The organism is Pseudonocardia sp. EC080619-01 (genome assembly GCF_001420995.1).
In the GTDB taxonomy this organism is placed as follows: Bacteria; Actinomycetota; Actinomycetes; order Mycobacteriales; family Pseudonocardiaceae; genus Pseudonocardia.
The window spans coordinates 5,099,837-5,119,041 of sequence record NZ_CP012184.1 but is presented as its reverse complement, the minus strand read 5'-3'; the positions used below and the strand labels follow the sequence as shown (position 1 = coordinate 5,119,041).

Below are 19,205 nucleotides of genomic sequence, written 5' to 3'. Positions count from 1 at the left end.
CGCGTTGGCCGTGCGGGGAGGTGATCGCGGACCCTGATCGGGTGACCGCTTTCCTGACCGACGCCGCGACCGGGCGTCCGGCGAACCTGCGTGACCTCGGAGGGACCCGCACCGACGACGGGTACCGGGTCCGCCACGGAGTCCTCTACCGGTCGGACGCCCCGCAGCCCGGTGACCCCCGCACGGCCCGGCACGTCGACCTCCCCGAGGGATCGTCGTGGCCGCCGGCGACGGTGATCGACCTCCGCTCGGCCGCCGAGACGGCGGCCCCGCACCCGCTGGGCGACGTCGCGGACGTCCGTCCGGTCCCGCTCGGGGCGTCGCTCGCCCCGGAGCGGGCCGCCGACGCGTCCGCCGGTCAGGACGGGCTCGCCTGGGCCTACCGGCTGCTCGCCGCCGAGGCGGGCGGCGAGCTGGCCCGGATCGTGCGGATCGTCGCCGACGCCCCCGCCCCCGTCCTGGTGCACTGTGCCGCCGGGAAGGACCGGACGGGCCTGGTCGTCGGCGTGCTGCTCGCCGTGCTCGGCGTGCCGCGCGCGACGATCGTCGAGGACTACCTGCGCACGAACGAGAACCTGCGCACCCTGTGGGCGCGGCTGCGGCAGTGGGGCCAGCCCGAGCCGGGGCACGACGCGCTGCTCGGCGTCGACGCGGCCGCACTGGAGGCGGTGCTGGACGACATGGACGCCCACACCGACGGCGTCCTGGGCCGGCTGCGGGAGGCCGGGGTGACCGACGGCGACCTGCGCCGCCTGGCCGAACGCCTGCTGGAGCCGGACCTGCCGGTCTGACCACGTCGGCGGCGGCCGTCCCGGAGGTCCGGGGCGGCCGCCGCCGTGCGTCGCTCAGCCCTTGCCGAACCCGGCGCGGCGCATCGCCTCGGCCATCGCGTCGTTGGCGGGACCGGACCGGCCGCCACCCCCGCCGCCCTGACCACCGCTCTGACCACCGCGGCCGCCACCCTGACCGCCGCGGCCGCCACCGCCCTTGCCGCCCTTGCCGCCCTTGCCACCGCGGTCGTTCTGCGGACGCCCGCCGCCGCGCGCGCCACCGCCACGACCACCACGGTCGCCGCGCTCGCCGCCGCTCTCGTCGCCGCCCCGCCGGCCGCGGTCGCCGCCGCCGCGCGATCCACCGGCGCCCGGCTCGTCGTCGAGACGCAGGGTCAGCGAGATCCGCTTGCGGGCCTCGTCGACGTCGAGGACCTTCACCTTCACGACGTCCCCGGACTTGGCGACCTCGCGCGGGTCGGACACGAAGTCCTTGCTCATCGCGGAGACGTGGACCAGGCCGTCCTGGTGCACCCCGACGTCGACGAACGCGCCGAACGCGGCCACGTTCGTCACCACGCCCTCGAGCAGCATCCCCGGCCGCAGGTCGGAGATCTTGTGGACGCCCTCGGCGAACGTCGCCGTCCGGAACGCGGGACGCGGGTCGCGGCCCGGCTTCTCCAGCTCGGTGAGGATGTCGGTGACCGTCGGGAGCCCGACGCCGGCGTCGACGTACTCCTTGGGCTTGATCTGGTGCAGTCGTGCCGCGTTGCCCATGAGCGCGGCGACGTCGATCTTGGTGCGCTCCACCATCCGCCGGACGACCGGGTAGGACTCCGGGTGCACGCCGGTCACGTCGAGCGGCTCGTCGCCACCGCGGATCCGCAGGAAGCCGGCGCACTGCTCGAACGCCTTCGGGCCGAGCCGCGGCACGTCGGTGAGCGAGGTGCGGGACCGGAAGGGGCCGTGGGCGTCGCGGTGCGCGACGATCGCGCCCGCGAGCGACTCCGAGATGCCCGACACCCGGCGCAGCAGCGGCGCGGACGCCGAGTTCAGGTCCACCCCGACCGCGTTCACACAGTCCTCGACGACGGAGTCCAGCGACCGCGACAGCGACGACTCGGGCAGGTCGTGCTGGTACTGCCCGACCCCGATCGACTTCGGGTCGATCTTGACGAGCTCGGCGAGCGGGTCCTGCAGGCGGCGGGCGATGGACACCGCGCCGCGCAGCGTCACGTCGAGGTCGGGCAGCTCCGTGGTCGCGTAGGCCGACGCCGAGTACACCGACGCACCCGCCTCCGACACCATCACCTTGGTCAGCTTCAGGCCGGGGTTCTGCGCGATCAGCTCGCCGGCGAGCGCGTCGGTCTCCCGGGACGCGGTGCCGTTGCCGATCGCGACCAGCTCGACCGCGTGCTTCGCGCAGAGCGCGGAGAGGGTCTTCAGCGCGCCGGCCTTGTCGTTGCGCGGCTCGTGCGGGTGGATCACGGCGGTGTCGACGACCTTGCCGGTGGCGTCGACGACGGCCACCTTCACCCCGGTGCGCAGGCCCGGGTCGAGGCCGATGGTGCTCCGGGTACCGGCCGGCGCGGCGAGCAGCAGGTCGCGCAGGTTGGCAGCGAACACGCCGATCGCGCCGTCCTCGGCGGCGCTGCGCAGCCGGACCCGGATGTCGATGCCGAGCGCCGTCTGCAGCCGGGTGCGCCAGGCCCAGCGGACGACGCCGAGCAGCCAGCCGTCCGCGGGGCGGCCGCGGTCGGCGACGCCGTACTCGGCGGCGATCGCGCGCTCGTAGGGGGTCGGCTCCTCGTCGGACGCACCCGGGTCGAGGGTGACGTCGAGCGCCTCCTCGGTCTCGCCGCGGAACACGGCGAGGATCCGGTGCGAGGGCAGCGTCGTGAACTTCTCGGAGAACTCGAAGTAGTCCGAGAACTTGGCCGCGGCCTGGTCGTTCTCCTTGCCCTCGCGGACCTTCGTGACCAGCCGGCCGTTCTCCCACATGCGCTCGCGCAGCCCGCCGACGAGGTCGGCGTTCTCCCCGATCCGCTCGACGAGGATCGAGCGGGCGCCCTCGAGCGCGGCACCGGCGTCGGCGACCTCGTCGGTGACGAAGGCCGCCGCCTCGGTGTGCGGGTCCAGGGAGGGGTCGGTGATCAGCGCGTCGGCGAGCGGCTCCAGGCCCTGCTCGCGGGCGATCATCGCCTTGGTGCGGCGCTTCGGCTTGTAGGGAAGGTAGATGTCCTCGAGCCGGGCCTTCGACTCCGCCGCCCAGATCGTGGCCTCCAGGGCCTCGTCGAGCTTGCCCTGCGAGCGGATGGAGTCGAGCACCGTCGCCCGGCGTTCCTCCAGCTCGCGGAGGTAGCGGAGCCGCTCCTCCAGCGTGCGCAGCTGGGCGTCGTCGAGGCCGCCGGTGGCCTCCTTGCGGTACCGGGCGACGAACGGGACCGTCGAGCCCTCGTCCAGCAGGGCCACCGCGGACCCGACCTGGTCCGGCCGGGCGCCGAGCTCGTCGGCGATGCGCTGGTTGATGGAGCGGTGCTGCCGGGTGTCCGGGGGTGCCGTGCCTGTCACCTCCCCATCGTCGCGAACGGTGTCCCGGCCGCGACCGCCGGGTGGGTACCGGCGGCCCCGGCGCACCCGGTTGCTCCGGACGGGTGGAGTCATAGGCGGCCGGATCCGGCCGCCGGCCGGCATCGCCGCTCCGCATCCCGGACGAGAGGACACCGTGGCGAACGAGACCGTCGCACCGATCCTGCCCTGCACCGACGTCGACGAGACCCGCGAGTTCCACGAGAGCATCGGCTTCCGCACGACCTACTGCCAGAGGCGGCCGTACACCTACCTGGTCGTGGAGCAGGGCGCGATCGCGCTGCACTTCGGGAAGGCGCCCGCGGGCCTCGACCCGGCCGAGGAGTCGAGCGGCGGGGCGGTGGTCTCCGTCGACGAGGTCGCGCCCTACCACTCCGGCTACGTCGCGGCGATGCGCGCGACCCACGGCCGGGTGCTGGGGCGCGGGCGCCCGCGGATCACCCGGCTCCGGCCCGGGGCCACGCGGTTCTCGCTCGTCGACCCGTCCGGCAACACGATCATCGTCGTGGCGCGGGAGGAGCCGGACACCCTCGACCACGGCGGCTCCCCGGAGCCGGCCGGGCCCGCGGGGGCCCTCGACAACGCCCGGGTCCTGCGCGACTTCAAGAACGACGACCGGGCCGCCTACCGGAGGCTGCGCTCGGCCCTGCGCCGGCACCGCGGGTCGGCGTCGGCCGTGGAGCGGGCGCTCCTGCTCGCGCACCTCGTCGGACTGGGGGTGGCGCTCGGCGAGAGCGCGGCGGTCGCGGAGTACCGGGAGGAGCTGGCCGGCGTCGTGCTCGACGGGGAGGAGCAGGAGCGGGTCGACGCCGTCCTCGGGGAGCTCGGGGAGATCCGGGAGTTTGCGGGCGACTGGCGTCGTGGGTGGCATGTGGCCCCGGGGTCCACGCGGGGCCAGCAGCGGGGTCCCAGCGTCATCCGCGGGCCTCGGCCGGCGGGCCCAGCCCACTGTGGTCACTCCGACCGGCCACTCCGACCGGCCACCCCGTCCGGCCACGCCTTCGGGTCCGTGGCGCCGGCAGGGGGCTCGGGGCGGTTCGTCGGCGGCACAGCCGCGGCCGGCACCGCGACCTGATGTGTCCGCCTGTCCTGCCGACCTCCTCGCTGCCCTGCCGGCTCCTCGCTGCTCAGCGGCCGTGCGGGTGTGAACGGTTACTAGCGATTCGAACATATGGTCGAGTACACTCGGCCCTATGGCCGCGGTCCAGGAACCCCCACGCACCGGGCTCCCCGCCGGGGATCCGGGGTTCCCGCAGGTCGACCTGGCGCTGGTGCAGCTGGCGGTGGAACAGGCCGCGCTCGACGACCTGTCCGGTGCCTCCGAGGTGGAGTTGATCGACCAGATCCAGCAGCTGGAGTCGGTGCAGCACTCCCTCGCGGCGCTCCAGGCCACTCGGGTGCGGGCGTTCGCCCGGCTCCATGTGGAGAACGGCATCACCGCTGGACAGACCGATCCGGATCGGCTGCAACGTGGGGTGGTGGCCCAGGTCGGGTTGGCCTGCCGGGTCTCGCCGACCGAGGCCCGCCGTCGGGTGAGTACGGCCCGGGATCTGCACGATGGTCTCGATCACGTCCGTGGGCTGTTCGCCGCCGGGGAGCTCTCGGCGCTGAAGGCGGCGGCGGTGGTGACTGCCTGCTCGGATCTGGACCGCGCCGAACGCGCCGCAGTGGACCTGCGCCTGGCCGCGCACGATCTGACCCGGCTGGGGATCCGGCGGTTGCAGGATCTCGCACGCAAGTTCGCCGCCGAGGTGGCGCCGGAGAAGTTCCGGGCCCGCGCCGAGTCCGCCCGAGCAGAGCGGCGGGTGACGTTGCGCCCGGCACCGGACGCGATGACGTATCTGACCGCGTATCTGCCGGTCGAGCAGGGTGTGGCATGTCTGGCCGCCCTGAACAAGGCGTTCACCGAGGTGTCGGTGAACCCCGCACCACTGACCCGGACCCGCGGTCAAGTCATGGCCGACACGCTCGTCGAGCGCCTCACCGGCCAGGCCGTGGCGACCGATGTGGATGTCGAGGTCCAGGTCGTCGTCCCGATCGAGGCACTGCTGGACCCGGACTCGCCGGTACCGGCGGAGATCCCCAGCCACGGACCGGTCCCGGTCGACCTCCTCGCCAAGAGCGAGGGGAGGAAGACCCTGCGCCGCCTGATCACCTCCGACGGTGTCGTGATCGGCGGGGACTCCCGCCAGCGCACCTTCACCGGCCTGCTCGCCCGTCTGGTCCGGGCACGGGCGGGGAACCGGTGCACCGAGCCCTACTGCGACGCCCCGGTCCGCCACATCGACCACATCCACCGTGATGCCGAGGGCGGGGCGACCGACCTCGACAACGGACGCGGGGTGTGCGAGTTCCACAACCACGTCCGCGAACAAGCCGGCTGGCGCGTCGCCCGCGGCCCCGACGGACAGGTCCGCACCACCACCCCGACCGGACACACCTACCTCGCACCCGGATGACCGGATCCCTCCCGGCCGGTGCGTCGGTCCGTCGGCTCGTCGGTCCGTCGGCTCGTCGGTCCGTCGGTCCGTCGGTCCGTCGGCTCGTCGGCTCGTCGGCTCGTCGGCTCGTCGTCGCCCCAGGCGGATCGGCGAGGACAGCACGCCGAGCCCGCAACGCGCTCCGAGACGACGCCCTGGTCGACGCTCTCCGACACTTGTCGGATAACCTCCGCTCGGGTCCGGTCGACCGGACACCCTCCGCTCCCCCGACGACGCACCGGAGGCCCCGTGCGACGACACCGTGCCGCGGTTCTCGCGATCCTGTCCCTGCTCCTGCTCGGGACAGTGGCGGGTGTCGCGCAGGCCGGACCCGGCTGCAACGACGCGTGCCGGACGGACGGCGCCCGCGCCTACGTCGCGGCCCTGGCGAGCCACGACCCGTCCGGGGTGCCGTTCCATCCCGACGCCACCCGGGTCGAGGCCGGGCTCCCGACCGGGTTCTCCGGCGACCAGCTGCGGGCCGACCTGCAGTACGGCCCGCAGTACCGGGTGATCCGCGGGATCTCCGACGAGACCTACCGGGTCCGCGACGACGGCGTGGTCGAGGCCGGGTTCACCCTGGACGTGGGCGCCGGGCCGGTGGGACTGACGACGGCGCGGGTGCACGAGACGTTCCGCTTCCAGGACGGACTCGTCCGCGAGATCGTCGCCGACATCCGGATCGGTGGCTGACGTGCGGCCGACGAGCCGGCGCGGGTTCCTCACCGGCGCCCTGCTCGGCGCCGCCGCGCTCGGCGCCACGGGCACGGCGACGGCGGCCGCCCCGCAGCTGCTCCGCCGCGACGTCACCGAGATCGAGGCCCGGGCCGTCGTGATCGGCAGCGGGCTCGGCGGGTCGATCGCGGCCGCCCGGCTCGCCGAGGCCGGCGTCCCGACGCTGGTGCTCGAGCGCGGCCGCCGCTGGCCGACCCCGGCCACCGACACCTTCCCGACCTTCCTCCGCCCGGACCGGCGGTCGTCGTGGCTCACACCCGCACCGGTCTTCCCCGGCCAGCCGCCGACGCTCTACCGGCCCTACACCGGCCTGTTCGAGAAGGTCGGCGGGCGTGGGATGAGTGTCCTGTGCGGAGCGGGCGTGGGCGGCTCGACGCTGGTCTACGCCGGTGTCTGGATCAAGCCGGAGGCCGCGGTGTTCTCCGCCGCGATCCCCGGCATCGACCACGACGAGCTCGCCGCCGACCACTACCCGCGCGCCGCCCGGCGGGTCGGGGTCTCCCCGATCCCCGACGACGTCCTCGCGCATCCCGCGCACGTCGGGACCCGGCTGTTCCTCGAACAGGCCCGGCGCGCGGGTCACCGGGCCGAGCTGCTGCCGAACGCGACCGACTGGGACGTGGTCCGTGACGAGCTCGCCGGCCGCGCCACGCCGTCCATGTCGGTCGGCGAGTACTTCTCCGGCGTCAACTCCGGGGCGCGGCTGTCGTCGGACAAGAACTACCTGCGCGACGCCGAGGCGTCCGGCCTGGTCGAGGTCGCACCCCTGAACCGGGTCGTCGACATCCACGCACTGGCCGGCGGCCGGTACCGGATCGACGTCGAGCGGATCGACACCGACGGCGTCGTCCGGGAACGCATCGCCGTCACCAGCGGGGCGGTGTTCCTGGGTGCCGGTTCGACCGGGACGTCCCGGCTGCTGGTGCGGGCCCGCGAGACGGGCACCCTGCCCGACCTCACGCCCGACGCCGGGCGGTACTGGGGCAACAACGGCGACCGGATCCAGCTGCGCGCCGGTGTCCCCGACCCGGCGGGCGGGCCGCAGGCCGGGCCGATGGCCGCCGGGATCCGGCCCGCCACGGACGACCGCGCCGAGGCCGTGACGCTGACGTTCGGGCCGGCACCGCTGCCGTTCGACGCCCGCGTCATGTCGCTGCCGGGGTTCGGTGCCTGCGATCCGGTCGGCGAGTTCCGGTTCGACGCCGCGACCGGCGACGCGACCCTGCACTGGGCACCCGACGGCGACGCCGACGCCCAGCGCACCGTCCGCGACCTCACCCGGCAGCTGATCGCGCCGGACAACCCGGCGGGCGCCGGACTGGGACAGCTGGTGTCCGACGTGGCCGGACGGCTGCCGGACGGCCTGTCCGGACTCGCCGCGCGCGCTGCGGACGCACCCGGCGGGGTCGTCGACCTGGGGACCCTCGACCCGATCACCTGGCACCCGCTCGGCGGTGCGGTGCTCGGGAAGGTGACCGACGACCGCGGGCGGGTCGAGGGTCACCCCGGCCTGCACGTCGTGGACGGTGCACTGATCCCCGGCTCGACCGGCAGCACGAATCCGTCGTGGACGATCGCGGCCGTCGTGGAGCGGTGCATGGACGGGATCCTGGCGGGCGACGCGATCTGAGCGATCAGCGCACCCCGAGCGCGGGCAGGACGACGGCGTCGACGTAGTCCCGCAGGTCGGCGGCACCGGGCACCCGGCCCGGCCCACCCGTCAGCGACGGCGTGAGCACCGCCCCGGCGAACAGGTGCTGCAGCCACCGCGCGGCCGGCGGCTCCGCGACCAGCTCCCCACGCCCGACCGCACGGACGACGACCGCGCGCAGTGCCGCGACCTCGGGCAGCAGCCGGGCCGAGAGCGCACCGAGCAGGGCCGGGTCGTCCTGCCCGGCCCGGGCGATGCCGAGCACGAGCGGCACGTTCACCGACGCCCGCTCGGCCAGCATGTCCGCGACCGCGTGCAGGTCACCGGGGAGCGTCCCGGTGTCGATCGTGCCGATCGCGATCCCGCTGCCCGCCGAGACCGCGTCCACCACCAGCGACGCCTTGTCGCCCCACTGCCGGTACAGCGTCGCCTTGCTGGTGCGGGTCGCGGCGGCGATCGCCTCGACGGTCGTCTCCTCGAACCCCCGCTCGGCGACGAGCCGCCGGGCCGCGGCGAGCACCTCCCGCCGCCGGTCCGCGGGGAACCGGCTGGTCACTCCCGGCGCAGGTAGAACACGAACGGCCGGTCCAGGCCGCGCATGTCCATGAGACCGAGGACGGTGTCGTCGTCGACGCGGCGGAAGACGTCGTGGATCGGCAGGTCGTCGTAACACATGGTGGCGCTGAGGACCCCGCGGTACTCGGTCATCCGCAGCCGCGCCTTCGGCGCCCGGGTGGCCAGCGCGGGACCCGCCTGCGCGGCGATCCGGGCGACGGCCGCGTTGCGCAGCGCGGCGGGGTACCGCAGGAGTGTCGGCAGCGGCACCAGGGCGGGGTTCAGGCTGAACCGGCCGCCGCGGGGGTGGTCCATGACCAGCGGGTGGACGTCGTCGGGGCCGTCGAACCGCTTCCCGTGCCAGCCGAAGCGCTCCAGCAGGCCGTCCATCGGGTTGCCGGTGGGGACCTCGCCACCCGCCCACTCCCCCAGCAGGTCGCCGACGGTGACCGCGGGCAGCCCGTCGAAGAAGGCCAGCGCCTCGTCGATCGTGGCGCCGTGCTCGAGGTAGCGGAGGGTGTCGGCGGGGGCGGTCGTGGTCATGGCCTCTCCATCGAAACGGGGACGTTTCGATGGACGTTACCGCTGCCGCCGCACGACGTCAGCCCGGCACCGGGGACGACACGTGGTGCGGCGGCCCCACCGCCACGGCGGCGGTGAGCCGGTGCCCGGACAGCTCGATCTCCACCCGCGTCCCCGGGACGGCGCGCTCCGCCGGGACCCAGGCGCGGGCGATCGAGGTCCCCGTGGAGTGACCGGTGGCGGCGACGGTCACCCGACCGATCACCGGGCCGCGGCGCAGGTCGGGCGGCGGGTCCATCGGCACCGGGTCACGGGAGTACCGGCGGGACTCGGGGAGGTCGTACACCGGCTCCTGCCCGCACAGCACGACCCCGGGCCGGTCCACGACGAGCGTCACGAGTGTCTCGGCCGGACCGCCGGCGGCGCGCAGCGCGTGCACGGCGGCGCGTCCGACGAACGGCCCCTTGCCCGGGTCGACGAGCGCCCCGAGACCGACGGCGTCCGGGCCGTGCTCGGCGGAGAGCTCGGAGCCCCGCGTCGGGTCGCCCGCCTCGATGCGCAGCGCGTCGAACGCGAGCCGCCCGACGGGGACCAGTCCGTACCGCGCCCCCGCGGCGTGCACGGTGTCCCACAGCCGCTCGGCGTCGGCGGCGGCGCAGACGAGCTCCCAGCCGTCCTCGCCGATCCGGGAGATCCGCAGCCCCGTCACCGGGACGCCCCCGACGACGAACCGGACGACCCGGAGCGGCTCCGAGCGCACGACGTCGTCCGGGGACAGCCCGCGCAGGACCTCGCCGACCGCCGGGCCCCACAGCCCCAGGCAGGCGGTCGTCGTGCTGACGTCGGTGATCTCGACGCCGGTCCGGGCGTAACGGCGCAGTGCCGCGACGTCGCGGCGCTCGGCGAGGACGACGAGGAACCGCTGCGGCCCGAGCCGCGCGACGGTCGGGGCGGTGAGCACCCCGCCGTCGGCGTCCAGCATCAGGGTCTCGACGACGTGCCCGGCCGGCCCGTCGACGTCGCTGCAGACCAGCCGCTGCAGGAACTCCGCCGCGTGCGGGCCGGTCACCTCGACCCGGCGCTCGGCGGAGAGGTCGACCATGCCCGCGGCACGGCGGACGACGAGCGCCTCCGCCCCCGCGACCGGCGACCAGTCCCGCGCCGCCCGGCCCTCCCGCCGCGGGACCTCGCAGACCTCGGGCAGCGCACCGTTGGCGCCGAACCACAGTGGACGCCGGTCGGTGCCGTCCGCGCCGGACACCGCACGCAGCTCGACGTGCCGGGACCGGAACGGCCCGGTCCCGGTCGCGTCGGGGTCGAACCGGCCGACGTGCAGGCCGGAGAGGTCGATCGGCTGACCGCCGAGCGACGGACGGCCGGTGGTGATCCACTCGGCGAGCGCCTCCGCGAGCCCGGCCGAGTGTGCGGTGCGCACGGCGGCGGCCGTCCAGAACCCGGCCAGGTCGGGGTGCTCACCGACCAGCGGCCGGCCGTCCGGGGTACCGGCGACGACGACGTCGGTCCCCTCCGCGACCTTGGAGTCGCCGAGGAGCGGCAGCAGGTCCGCGGCCGCGTCCCAGGCGTCGTCGAAGTCGTCCGGGGTGAACCGCAGCCCCGCCGGGGAGGTCGGACCGGGCTCGACGCCCCGTTGCCGCGCGGGCGCGGCACCGATCCCGATGCGGTGCCTGTGGGCACGGACGCGCACGCCGGCGCTCCCCAGCACGGGCAGGGCGGGATCGGCCCGGCCCGACGCCGCCTCCAGCGCGTGGATCGTCTCCAGCGGACCGAGGGCGTCGGTCGTGGCGTACTGCCGCACGACCGGGGTCAGCGGGATCCCGACGCCCGCGAGCGCGCCGACCGCCGGGCTCCACGCGCCGGCGCAGCACACCACGACGTCGGCCGGATGACGCTCGTCGCCGCAGTGGACGGCGGTGACCCGGCCTCCCGCGCGTTCGACCCGGGTGACGGTCCGGTGCTCCAGGAGGACGGCGCCCCGCGCGGCGGCAGCGCCGGCCTGCACCCGGGCGACGGCGACGGGATCGACCGTGCCGTCGCCGCGGACGTGCAGCCCGCCGACGACGCGGTCGGCGTCCAGCAGGGGGGTGCACGGTCGCGGACTCCCCCGGTTCGAGGATGCGGCTGTCGATCCCGGCGGCCGCGGCCCAGCCGTGCCGCCGGCGGAGCTCGTCGAGACGGTCGGGGGTGGTCGCGACCTCCAGGCTCCCGGACCGGGTCAGGAGCGGCAGGCCGTCCTCGCGCAGCCCCGCGTACGCCCGCAGTGTCGCGGACGCGAGCCGGCTCGTCGCCCGGCTCGACGAGACCTGCAGGACGAGCCCCGGATCGTGCGCGGTGGCACCGGCCGCGCCGTAGAGCGACCCCCGGTCGAGGACGGTCACGGCGCGATGCCCGCGCCGGGTCAGCTGATCGGCGAGGGCGCAGCCGACGACGCCGGCTCCGATGATGACGATGCGTGGGGAGGTGGACACCATGCGGGACTCCAGCGGCGAACCCGTCCGCCCGGGGGCGGAGCGACGAATCCGTCGTTGCGCAGGGGTCGACGCCCCACGGGAGTGGGGTGCCTACACACGGGATGAGCCGGCGGCCACCATCGATCCGACCGCGTGTGTTGCATGATGCGCAACGTCGAGGTGCTTACCGCAACACCGTGCAGGGCGCGGGAGTCCGCTGTCAATAGCGCGTCGACCAGCGGATCCATGAGATCGACGCGACGATGCGGGCAGGCGCTCCGCTGTCGTGGAATCGCTGCCTGAGGAAGCGATTCCACGGAACCCCTCCCCCGCCGCCCGGGCGAGTGACCGCCCGGCCGCAGGGAGGCCCGCTCAGCGCAGCACCGACCCCTTGGTCTCCGGCAGCGTCAGGACCGCGACGAACGCGATGACCGCACCGACGGCGACGTAGACGAAGAACAGGATCGCCAGGCCGGCCGCCTGCAACGACTGCACGACGAGCGGCGCGGTCCCGCCGAACACGGCGACGGTCAGGTTGTACCAGGCACCGATGCCCAGACCGCGGACCGACGTCGGGAACAGCTCGCTCATGATCGCCGGGGCGATCGAGGTCATCATCGTGTAGAGCCCGAGGCCCACGACGAAGACCACGAGCATGTTCCAGAAGCCGGGTCCGATGAGGAACGACAGCGGCACGACGAGGATCGCCGTCGCCGCGGACCAGATCAGCAGCTGCGGTCTGCGCCCGTACCGGTCGGCGGCGGCACCCATGGGGTACTGCAGCAGTACGAAGATCGCCGTCGCGATCGACAGGGCGAGGAAGACCTCCGTCGCGTCCGCGCCGCGGGACTTCGTCGCGAACGGCGTGAGCGCGGAGAAGAACGTGTAGTAGCAGAGCGTGTTCAGCACGGTGAAGCCGACGAGCTGTGCGACCGCCCTCGGGTGCTCGCGCAGCGTCAGCATGAGCGGGTTCCGGATCCGGGCCGCGGTCTCCTTGTTCTGCTCGAACTGCTCGGTCTCGGCCATCTGACGCCGCATCCACATGCCGATCAGGCCGAGCACGCCGCCGATGATGAACGGGATCCGCCAGCCCCACGACGCCAGCTGGTCCTCGGTGAGCGCGGCCGACAGCCCGAAGCCCATCAGCGAGGCGATGAGCACCGCGGTGCCGGTGGAGATGTAGAAGAACGACGAGTAGCGCCCCCGTCGGTCCGCCGGCGCGATCTCCGCCAGGTACGCCGACGCGTTCGACACCTCCCCGCCGAGCGACATCCCCTGCGCGATCCTGGCCAGCAGCAACAGGACCGGGGCGAGCCAGCCGACCATCTCGTACGTCGGCAGCAGGCCGATCACGACGGAACCGCCCGCCATCAGCAGGATGGTCACCAGCATCGCCGTGCGGCGGCCCCGGAGATCGGCGAAGCGGCCGAGGAGCAGCCCGCCGAGCGGCCGGAAGAAGAACACCAGCGCATAGGTGGCCAGCGTCGAGATGAGGGCGAGCGCCGCATTGTCCGGCGGGAAGATCTGGGTCGCGAAGTAGATCGAGAACGTCGCGTAGATCGTCCAGTCGTACCACTCGACGGCGTTGCCGATCGACGCCGCGACCAGCGTGCGCACCGGTAGCCGGTGACGTTCCGTGGACCCTGCGGTCGGAGAGCTGGTCACGGTACCCCCAAGCGAATGACCGGCAAGTCGACGAAGCGTAACCACGTCCGTTCCGTTCCGAAAGCCCGACCGGGTCGCCGTGACGCACCGGTCGTGATGGGGTCGGGAGCCGCAGCGACGTACGCCCGGAGGAGATCCGCATGCCACTGTCCACCCCCGTCGACGGCTTCCGGCTCGCCTACGACCGCCACGGCACACCCGGCGCGCCGCCCGTCCTGCTGCTGCACGGCTGGCCCGGCGACCGCACGGACCACGCGGCGGTGGCGGCGGAGCTCGCCGGGACCCACGACGTCGTCGTCCCCGACCTGCGCGGCTTCGGGGAGTCGGACAAGCACGACCGCGACCCCGTCGCCGCCTACGGTGCCGCGGGCCAGGCGGCGAGCGTCGCCGCCCTGCTCGACGAGCTCGGGCTCTCCGGCGTCGTCGCAGGCGGGTACGACGTCGGCAGCCGGGTCGGCCAGCAGCTCGCGACGGACCGGCCCGACCTGCTGCGCGCGCTCGTCGTCACACCGCCGGCGCCGGGCGTCGGCCGGCGGATCCTGGACCCGGACGCGGTGCGCGAGTTCTGGTACCAGGCGTTCCACCAGCTGGATCTCGCGCAGGAGCTGGTCGACGGCGACGCCCGCGCCACCCGCGCGTACCTGCGGCACTTCTGGTCGCACTGGTCCGGGCCGGACCACACACCGGACGACGGCAGGCTCGACCACCTGACCGGCGTGTACTCCCCGCCGGGCGCGTTCGTCGCGTCGATCGGCTGGTACCGCTCCGGTGGCGGCGCGGTCGCCCGGTCGCTGGCCGAGACCGCCCCCGCCCCGGAGGAGCGGATCACCGTCCCCACCACCTTCCTGTGGCCCGACCACGATCCGCTGTTCCCCCGGGAGTGGTCGGACCGGGTCGGCGAGTTCTTCACCGACGTCACCGTCGTCCCGGTCGACGGCACCGGGCACTTCGTCCCGGTGGAGGCACCGGCGACGTTCGCCGCCGCCGTGGTCGCCGCCCGGTGACCCGGTGCGACGATCGCCCCATGGGACTGCCTCGGGTGCACGACGACGGACCGGTCCGCACGATCACGCTGGACCGTCCGAACCACGCGAACGCCCTGCACCTGGAGGACGTCGGCGCGATCGGCGCCGCGGTGCGGGACATCGGGCCGGACATCCGCGTGGTGGTGCTGACCGGTGCCGGGGAGCGGGCGTTCGGCGCGGGGATGCACCTCGACGTCTTCACCGGCGCAGAGCCGGGTGACGGCCGGGCGATCATCTCCCGGCTCGCGGACTGCCTGCGGACCGTCCGCACCGCCCCGGTCCCGACGATCGCGCGGCTCAACGGCGTCTGCATCGGCGCGGCCTTCGAGCTGGCGCTGGCCTGCGACCTGCGGGTCGCGCACGCCGGCGTCCGGGTGGGGCTGCCCGAGGTGAAGCTCGGCATCCCGTCCGTCGTGGACGCCGCGCTCCTGCCGCACTATCTCGGCGCGTCGCTCGCGCAGGAGCTGATCCTCACCGGCGACCTCTACGGGCTCGACGAGCTCGGCGCGGACCGTCTCGTCAACCGGCTCGTCGGCACCCCCGCGGAGCTCGACGACGCCGTCGCCGCGCTGGCCGCGACCGTCGCCGCCCCCACCCGGGAGGTCGTCGCCGCGCAGAAGGGCCTGTTCGAGACCTGGCGGGAGACCGGGATCGGCGACTCGGTGACGGCCAGCGTCGACGTGTTCGCGGACGTGTTCGCCGCGCCCGCGACCCGCGACGCGCTGCGGGCCTACCGGAATCCTTAGGCTCGGGGTATGGCCGTCACCACGAAGATCGCGGACCTGACCGGTCCCGGGCTCACCGACGCCTACGGGATCGGCGGCACCGACCTGGGAATCGTCGAGACCGCACCGGACGGGCGCCTCGTCGCCGTCTTCGGCGACACGTTCGACCGGGCCGGGGTCGGCGGCCCCGGCTGGCGCTCGCCGGTCGTGCTGTTCGCCGAGCCGTCCGGCTTCCGGTCCGGGCTGACCTGGACGGGTTCCGGCGGCGACACCGCCGACTACGCCTGCCGGCTCGTCGCCAAGCCCGCGACGAACTGGTTCCGCCTGCAGCGCCGGATCACCACGATCCTGCCCGCCGACGTGATCACCGTCGGCGACACGATGTACCTGCACGTCATGGCCAACAAGGGCCTCGGCAACGTGCTCTACACCGAGATCCTCGCCTCCACCGACAACGGCGTGACGTGGGAGCGCACCGGCTGCTCGTGGCCCGGGAACCACCACGACGGCCTGTTCCAGCAACTGACCTGGTACCTCGACGACGACGGCCACGTCTACGCCTACACCACCGGCTTCCAGCGCCGGGACGGCCTGCTGCTGCACCGGGTGCCCGCCGACCGGATCACCGACGCCGACGCCTGGGAGCCCTGGGGGTTCGCCGGCGAGCGCTGGGACTGGGGGAACCCGCCGACCCTGACGATCCCGGGTGCCCTCGGCGAGCTGAACCTGCGCCGGGTCCCCGGCCCGGACGGCCGCGAGCACCTCCTGCTGACCTTCTTCGACGCCGGCAACTACCGGATCGACGCGATGCTGCTCGACCGGCCGAACGCCGACCTGCACCGGGCGCCGCGCACCACGCTGCTGCAGGGCTGCGGCTGGGACGACGAGGACCACGGCACCGGCCGCGTCGCCCAGCTGTACGGCGGCTACGTCGTCCCCGGCTCGACGCTCGACGACCTGCACCTCGTCGTCAGCCAGTGGAACACCGCGACGAACTGGCCGTACCGGTCGATGCAGTTCCGCGCCGACGCGAGCGACCTGCTGGGCCTGCGTGCCTAGTCCGCCGGGCTCCCGGGCGGCAGCAGGCTGAGGTACCAGCGCCCGCCCTCCTCGGTGACCGACAGCGTGGTGTGCACCGCCCCGGACCGGATCTCGACGCCGTCCGGGCCGCTGCTCGTCAGCTCGGCCGTCCCGGCCGCCCGGACCCGGGCGGCGTAGTCCTCGGAGAACGACGACTCCGGGGCGTCGAGCAGCAGCTCGTGCAGGCCGTCCCCGTCGCCGGTCCGCAGCACGGCGGTGGCCCGCTCCACCAGCGACGCCGGGTCGTCGGCGCCCCGGTCACCGGTCGACGCGATCAGCACGGCGACGCCGCCGATCCAGACCGCCACGAAGACGGCGGCGAACCAGCTGAGCAGCGTGCGCCGGCGGCCGCGGCGCTGAGTCGGGATCATCGCGCGCCGAGTCTGGCAGAGCCACCGCACACCGCAGCCCGTGACCCGCTCACCGCCACCGCGGGGGGAACGCCCGAACCGGCGCCGCGACGCGCGTCGTAGGTCCGGGTGAGATCCCCCGTGAGTCGTGTGTGGAGGTGGACGACGGTGGCCCGATGGTGGCGCCCGGCGCTGCTGGTCCTGCTGGTCGCGGCCGGCTCGGCCGTGCTGCTCGTGACCGGCCTGCCGACCCTGGACGGCATCCGTGCGGTGACGCTCGGCGCCGGCTGGGCGGCCCCGGTGCTGTTCACCCTGCTGTTCGCGGCGTTCACGCTGGTCCCGGCCCCGGCGACGCTGATGGGGATCGCGGCCGGTGTCCTGTTCGGGCTGCCGGTCGGGCTGGCCACGACGATGGTCGCCGTCGCCACCGGGTCACTGGCCGGGTTCGTCGTGTCCCGGGTGCTGGGGCGCGAGGTGATCGCCGGGCTCGGCAACGCCCGGATCCGCCGGCTCGACGAGCGGCTGCGCCGCGGCGGGCTCTGGACGGTGGCGGGCGGGCGGCTGCTCCCCGTCATCCCGTTCCCGGTCCTCAGCTACGCCTGCGGCCTGACCGCGATCCGGATGCGCGACTACCTGGTGGGCTCGGTCGTCGGGGTGCTGCCGTCGGCCGTGGCGTTCGTGACGATCGGGGCCTACGGCGGCGACCCCGGCTCCGTGCCGTTCCTGCTGGCCGTCGCCGGGCTGGTGGTGCTGACGATCGGTGCGGTCGTCGCCCGGCGACGGCGGCCCGCGGCGGAGGGCCCGGTGGCGGTGCCCGCGGACGAGCCCGCCCCGGCGGCACCCACCGGCTAGGGCCCGGTCCGCCCCGGTCCGCTCCGTCAGGCGGAGACGACGGTCCCGACGTGCTCCCCGGCCAGCGCCCGGGTCAGGGTGCCCGGCACGGTCCCGTCGACCACCTGGAACGACCGGACGTGCTTCGCCCGCTGCAGCGTCACCAGCGCCTGCCGGTCGACCGGCAGGCCACGGGCGGGGTCGGCGAGCAGTTCGGCGGCCGTCACCGATCCGACGACGTCGTCGCCGTCGAGCACGCCCGGGACGTCGCGGACGTAGGTCAGCGACGCCGCGCCCCACGCGTCGGCGAGCAGCAGCGCACCGGTGTCGGTGCGGTGCGGCGGGATCTTCCCGGTCGCGGCCGGGAACTCGTGCACGCCGAAGGGCGGGAAGCCGTTGGTGACGGCCGCGTTCGACGCGGCCAGGTGCACCGGCAGCTGGTGCGCGACGGTGTCGTGGCCCAGGTAGGCGACGCCGCGGTCGGCCAGCAGCGCCGCCACGAGGTGACCGTTCTGCTCGGCCTCGCGGCCGGCGAGCTCCGCGAGCGCGCCGGTGGGGAGGCCGAGGTCGAGGCCGACGCCGAGTGCGTGCCGGGCGCGGATGCCGGCGCCCGTGGCGAGCAGCAGCGGGTCCCCGTCGAGGGCCGCGCGGATCTCGTCGACCAGCGGCAGCAGCACGTCCCGGCCGCGGTCGATGACGGACCGCCCGCCGAGCACGACGACGCGCAGCGTCGGCAGCATCCGGATGACCGGCTGCTGCTGGTCGACCGGGCGGACCTGCTCGCGGTCCATCAGGGTCTGGCGGGCCAGTGCGGACTCGACGTCCTTGGTGTACGTGGTGCTCATCGGGCGTCTCCGGCGGTGATGATCGTGCCGACGTGCTCGCCGGCGAGGGCGCGGGTGAGGTTGCCGGGCTTGAGCCCGTTGACGATCTGGACGCTGCGGACGCGCTTCGCCCGCGTCATCAGTTCCAGCACCGGGCGTTCGATCACGAGGTCGGGCAGGTCCCGCTCGATCAGCTCCTCGACCGTGATCTCGGGGATCAGCGTGGCACGCGGGTCGGTCTTCGGGTTGGCGGTGTAGAGGCCGTCCTCGTCCTTGACGAAGATCATGTTCTTGCAGCCGTAGGTCTCGGCGACGAGGTAGCACCCGGCGTCGGTGCGGTAGGGCGGGATGACGCCCTCGTCGGGCAGCGGCTGCCACATCGCGTACGGCGGCATCCCGGCGAAGATCGCCGCGCGCGACTCCGACAGGTACAGCGGCAGCGCCTCGAACCCGCCGCCGGAGACGACCGGGATCCCGTGCTTGGCCATGAGGTAGCCGAGCATCGTGGCGTTCTGCCCGGCGACGGCGCTGCCGAACGAGCTCAGCACGCCGGTGGGCAGGCCAAGCTCGGCGGCGAGCGCGTACGCGTGCCGGGCCCGGGTGCCGCCGCCGGTGCCGATCAGCATCCGGTGCGAGGACCGCGCCTCCAGGAGCTCCTCGACCAGCGGGAACACTGCCTCGCGGCCCCGGTCGACGAAGCTCTGGCCGCCGACCTTGACCACCGACACGTCGGGCAGGACGGGGGTGTCGGGCGTGCGCTCGGTGGCCGCCGCGAGTTCCGGGTCGTCGAGCGACCGGGACAGCAGCAGCGACTCGAGCTCGGCCGCGCTCGCGGCATCGGACATCGGGTCTCCTCGGAGGTGGTTCGGGGGACCGGGCGGGCACGGGGCCGGCGGCGGTCGCGTCGGAGCCGAACCTAGTGACTCCCGCGGGCC

General features: G+C 74.5%; 17 protein-coding genes and 1 pseudogene. 9 read left to right on the top strand and 9 right to left on the bottom strand.

Translation table 11 applies throughout. The features are described 5' to 3' along the window. The first annotated feature begins 41 nt into the window (after nucleotides 1-41). Nucleotides 42-791, top strand: a complete 750-nt coding sequence (locus AD017_RS23995; RefSeq protein WP_060575640.1) for a tyrosine-protein phosphatase — start codon at nucleotides 42-44, stop codon at nucleotides 789-791. Nucleotides 792-845: 54 nt separating this feature from the next. Here AD017_RS23995 and AD017_RS23990 read toward each other — a convergent pair whose 3' ends face one another. After that, on the bottom strand, nucleotides 846-3,341 hold the full coding sequence (locus AD017_RS23990; RefSeq protein ID WP_060576581.1) for a Tex family protein: 2,496 nt from the start codon (nucleotides 3,339-3,341) through the stop codon (nucleotides 846-848). A 154-nt stretch (nucleotides 3,342-3,495) separates the two neighbouring features. Between AD017_RS23990 and AD017_RS23985 the strand changes: the two genes are divergently transcribed. The 4 genes from AD017_RS23985 (at nucleotide 3,496) to AD017_RS35855 (ending at nucleotide 8,204) form a co-directional block, all read left to right on the top strand. Beyond that, the gene (locus AD017_RS23985; RefSeq protein WP_174521767.1) at nucleotides 3,496-4,434 is read left to right on the top strand and encodes a glyoxalase; all 939 of its coding nucleotides are present in this window, start codon (nucleotides 3,496-3,498) and stop codon (nucleotides 4,432-4,434) included. A 118-nt stretch (nucleotides 4,435-4,552) separates the two neighbouring features. After that, nucleotides 4,553-5,818 carry an HNH endonuclease signature motif containing protein gene (locus AD017_RS23980; protein ID WP_060575639.1) on the top strand — a complete coding sequence of 422 codons (1,266 nt, stop codon included), beginning with the start codon at nucleotides 4,553-4,555 and terminating at the stop codon, nucleotides 5,816-5,818. 270 nt (nucleotides 5,819-6,088) lie between these two features. Then, nucleotides 6,089-6,532 (top strand): hypothetical protein, encoded by a 444-nt coding sequence (locus AD017_RS23975; protein WP_060575638.1) that lies wholly within the window; start codon nucleotides 6,089-6,091, stop codon nucleotides 6,530-6,532. A gap of 1 nt (nucleotide 6,533) precedes the next feature. Continuing rightward, nucleotides 6,534-8,204, top strand: coding sequence for a GMC oxidoreductase (locus tag AD017_RS35855; RefSeq protein WP_060575637.1), 1,671 nt, complete (start codon nucleotides 6,534-6,536; stop codon nucleotides 8,202-8,204). A gap of 4 nt (nucleotides 8,205-8,208) precedes the next feature. On the opposite strand, the gene AD017_RS23965 is transcribed toward AD017_RS35855, so the two are convergent. The 5 genes and pseudogenes from AD017_RS23965 to AD017_RS23945 form a co-directional block, all read right to left on the bottom strand. Next, nucleotides 8,209-8,781: a TetR/AcrR family transcriptional regulator gene (locus AD017_RS23965; protein WP_060575636.1), complete on the bottom strand. Its 573-nt coding sequence runs from the start codon at nucleotides 8,779-8,781 to the stop codon at nucleotides 8,209-8,211. Then, nucleotides 8,778-9,323: a DUF4334 domain-containing protein gene (locus AD017_RS23960; protein ID WP_010225138.1), complete on the bottom strand. Its 546-nt coding sequence runs from the start codon at nucleotides 9,321-9,323 to the stop codon at nucleotides 8,778-8,780. The genes AD017_RS23965 and AD017_RS23960 overlap by 4 nt, the downstream gene beginning before the upstream one ends. 58 nt (nucleotides 9,324-9,381) lie before the next feature. Further along, nucleotides 9,382-11,370 carry an FAD-dependent oxidoreductase gene (locus AD017_RS23955; RefSeq protein ID WP_255358501.1) on the bottom strand — a complete coding sequence of 663 codons (1,989 nt, stop codon included), beginning with the start codon at nucleotides 11,368-11,370 and terminating at the stop codon, nucleotides 9,382-9,384. A 94-nt stretch (nucleotides 11,371-11,464) separates the two neighbouring features. Continuing rightward, nucleotides 11,465-11,791 (bottom strand): annotated as a pseudogene (locus tag AD017_RS37515) (FAD-dependent oxidoreductase); the annotation flags it as partial. 351 nt (nucleotides 11,792-12,142) lie between these two features. Next, a complete protein-coding gene (locus AD017_RS23945) occupies nucleotides 12,143-13,387 on the bottom strand; it encodes an MFS transporter (protein WP_174521766.1) in 1,245 nt (414 codons plus the stop codon). Between the two features lie 188 nt (nucleotides 13,388-13,575). Here AD017_RS23945 and AD017_RS23940 point away from each other — a divergent pair, with 188 nt between their 5' ends. The 3 genes from AD017_RS23940 to AD017_RS23930 are packed head-to-tail and all read left to right on the top strand — an operon-like array spanning nucleotide 13,576 to nucleotide 16,244. Beyond that, the gene (locus AD017_RS23940) at nucleotides 13,576-14,439 is read left to right on the top strand and encodes an alpha/beta fold hydrolase (RefSeq protein WP_060575632.1); all 864 of its coding nucleotides are present in this window, start codon (nucleotides 13,576-13,578) and stop codon (nucleotides 14,437-14,439) included. A gap of 20 nt (nucleotides 14,440-14,459) precedes the next feature. Further along, on the top strand, nucleotides 14,460-15,206 hold the full coding sequence (locus tag AD017_RS23935; protein ID WP_082398901.1) for an enoyl-CoA hydratase/isomerase family protein: 747 nt from the start codon (nucleotides 14,460-14,462) through the stop codon (nucleotides 15,204-15,206). Between the two features lie 9 nt (nucleotides 15,207-15,215). After that, complete coding sequence (locus tag AD017_RS23930) at nucleotides 15,216-16,244, top strand: DUF4185 domain-containing protein (protein ID WP_060575630.1); 1,029 nt, start codon at nucleotides 15,216-15,218, stop codon at nucleotides 16,242-16,244. On the opposite strand, the gene AD017_RS23925 is transcribed toward AD017_RS23930, so the two are convergent. Further along, entirely contained in the window at nucleotides 16,241-16,636 is a 396-nt protein-coding gene (locus AD017_RS23925) for a hypothetical protein (protein WP_060575629.1), read from the bottom strand. The two genes, AD017_RS23930 and AD017_RS23925, sit on opposite strands and share 4 nt — an antisense overlap. 147 nt (nucleotides 16,637-16,783) lie before the next feature. Here AD017_RS23925 and AD017_RS23920 point away from each other — a divergent pair, with 147 nt between their 5' ends. Next, nucleotides 16,784-17,467, top strand: a complete 684-nt coding sequence (locus AD017_RS23920; RefSeq protein ID WP_010225149.1) for a TVP38/TMEM64 family protein — start codon at nucleotides 16,784-16,786, stop codon at nucleotides 17,465-17,467. Between the two features lie 26 nt (nucleotides 17,468-17,493). Here AD017_RS23920 and AD017_RS23915 read toward each other — a convergent pair whose 3' ends face one another. Beyond that, a complete protein-coding gene (locus tag AD017_RS23915; RefSeq protein ID WP_060575628.1) occupies nucleotides 17,494-18,291 on the bottom strand; it encodes a molybdenum storage protein subunit alpha in 798 nt (265 codons plus the stop codon). Beyond that, entirely contained in the window at nucleotides 18,288-19,115 is an 828-nt protein-coding gene (locus tag AD017_RS23910; protein WP_060575627.1) for a uridine kinase, read from the bottom strand. The genes AD017_RS23915 and AD017_RS23910 overlap by 4 nt, the downstream gene beginning before the upstream one ends. Nucleotides 19,116-19,205: the final 90 nt, after the last annotated feature.

Coding starts and splice junctions, on each gene's coding strand:
- AD017_RS23980 (WP_060575639.1), top strand. CDS start 4,553: ATGGCCGCGGTCCAGGAACCCCCACGCACCGGGCTCCCCGCCGGGGAT.
- AD017_RS23960 (WP_010225138.1), bottom strand. CDS start 9,323: ATGACCACGACCGCCCCCGCCGACACCCTCCGCTACCTCGAGCACGGC.
- AD017_RS23940 (WP_060575632.1), top strand. CDS start 13,576: ATGCCACTGTCCACCCCCGTCGACGGCTTCCGGCTCGCCTACGACCGC.
- AD017_RS23935 (WP_082398901.1), top strand. CDS start 14,460: ATGGGACTGCCTCGGGTGCACGACGACGGACCGGTCCGCACGATCACG.
- AD017_RS23930 (WP_060575630.1), top strand. CDS start 15,216: ATGGCCGTCACCACGAAGATCGCGGACCTGACCGGTCCCGGGCTCACC.
- AD017_RS23925 (WP_060575629.1), bottom strand. CDS start 16,636: ATGATCCCGACTCAGCGCCGCGGCCGCCGGCGCACGCTGCTCAGCTGG.
- AD017_RS23915 (WP_060575628.1), bottom strand. CDS start 18,291: ATGAGCACCACGTACACCAAGGACGTCGAGTCCGCACTGGCCCGCCAG.
- AD017_RS23910 (WP_060575627.1), bottom strand. CDS start 19,115: ATGTCCGATGCCGCGAGCGCGGCCGAGCTCGAGTCGCTGCTGCTGTCC.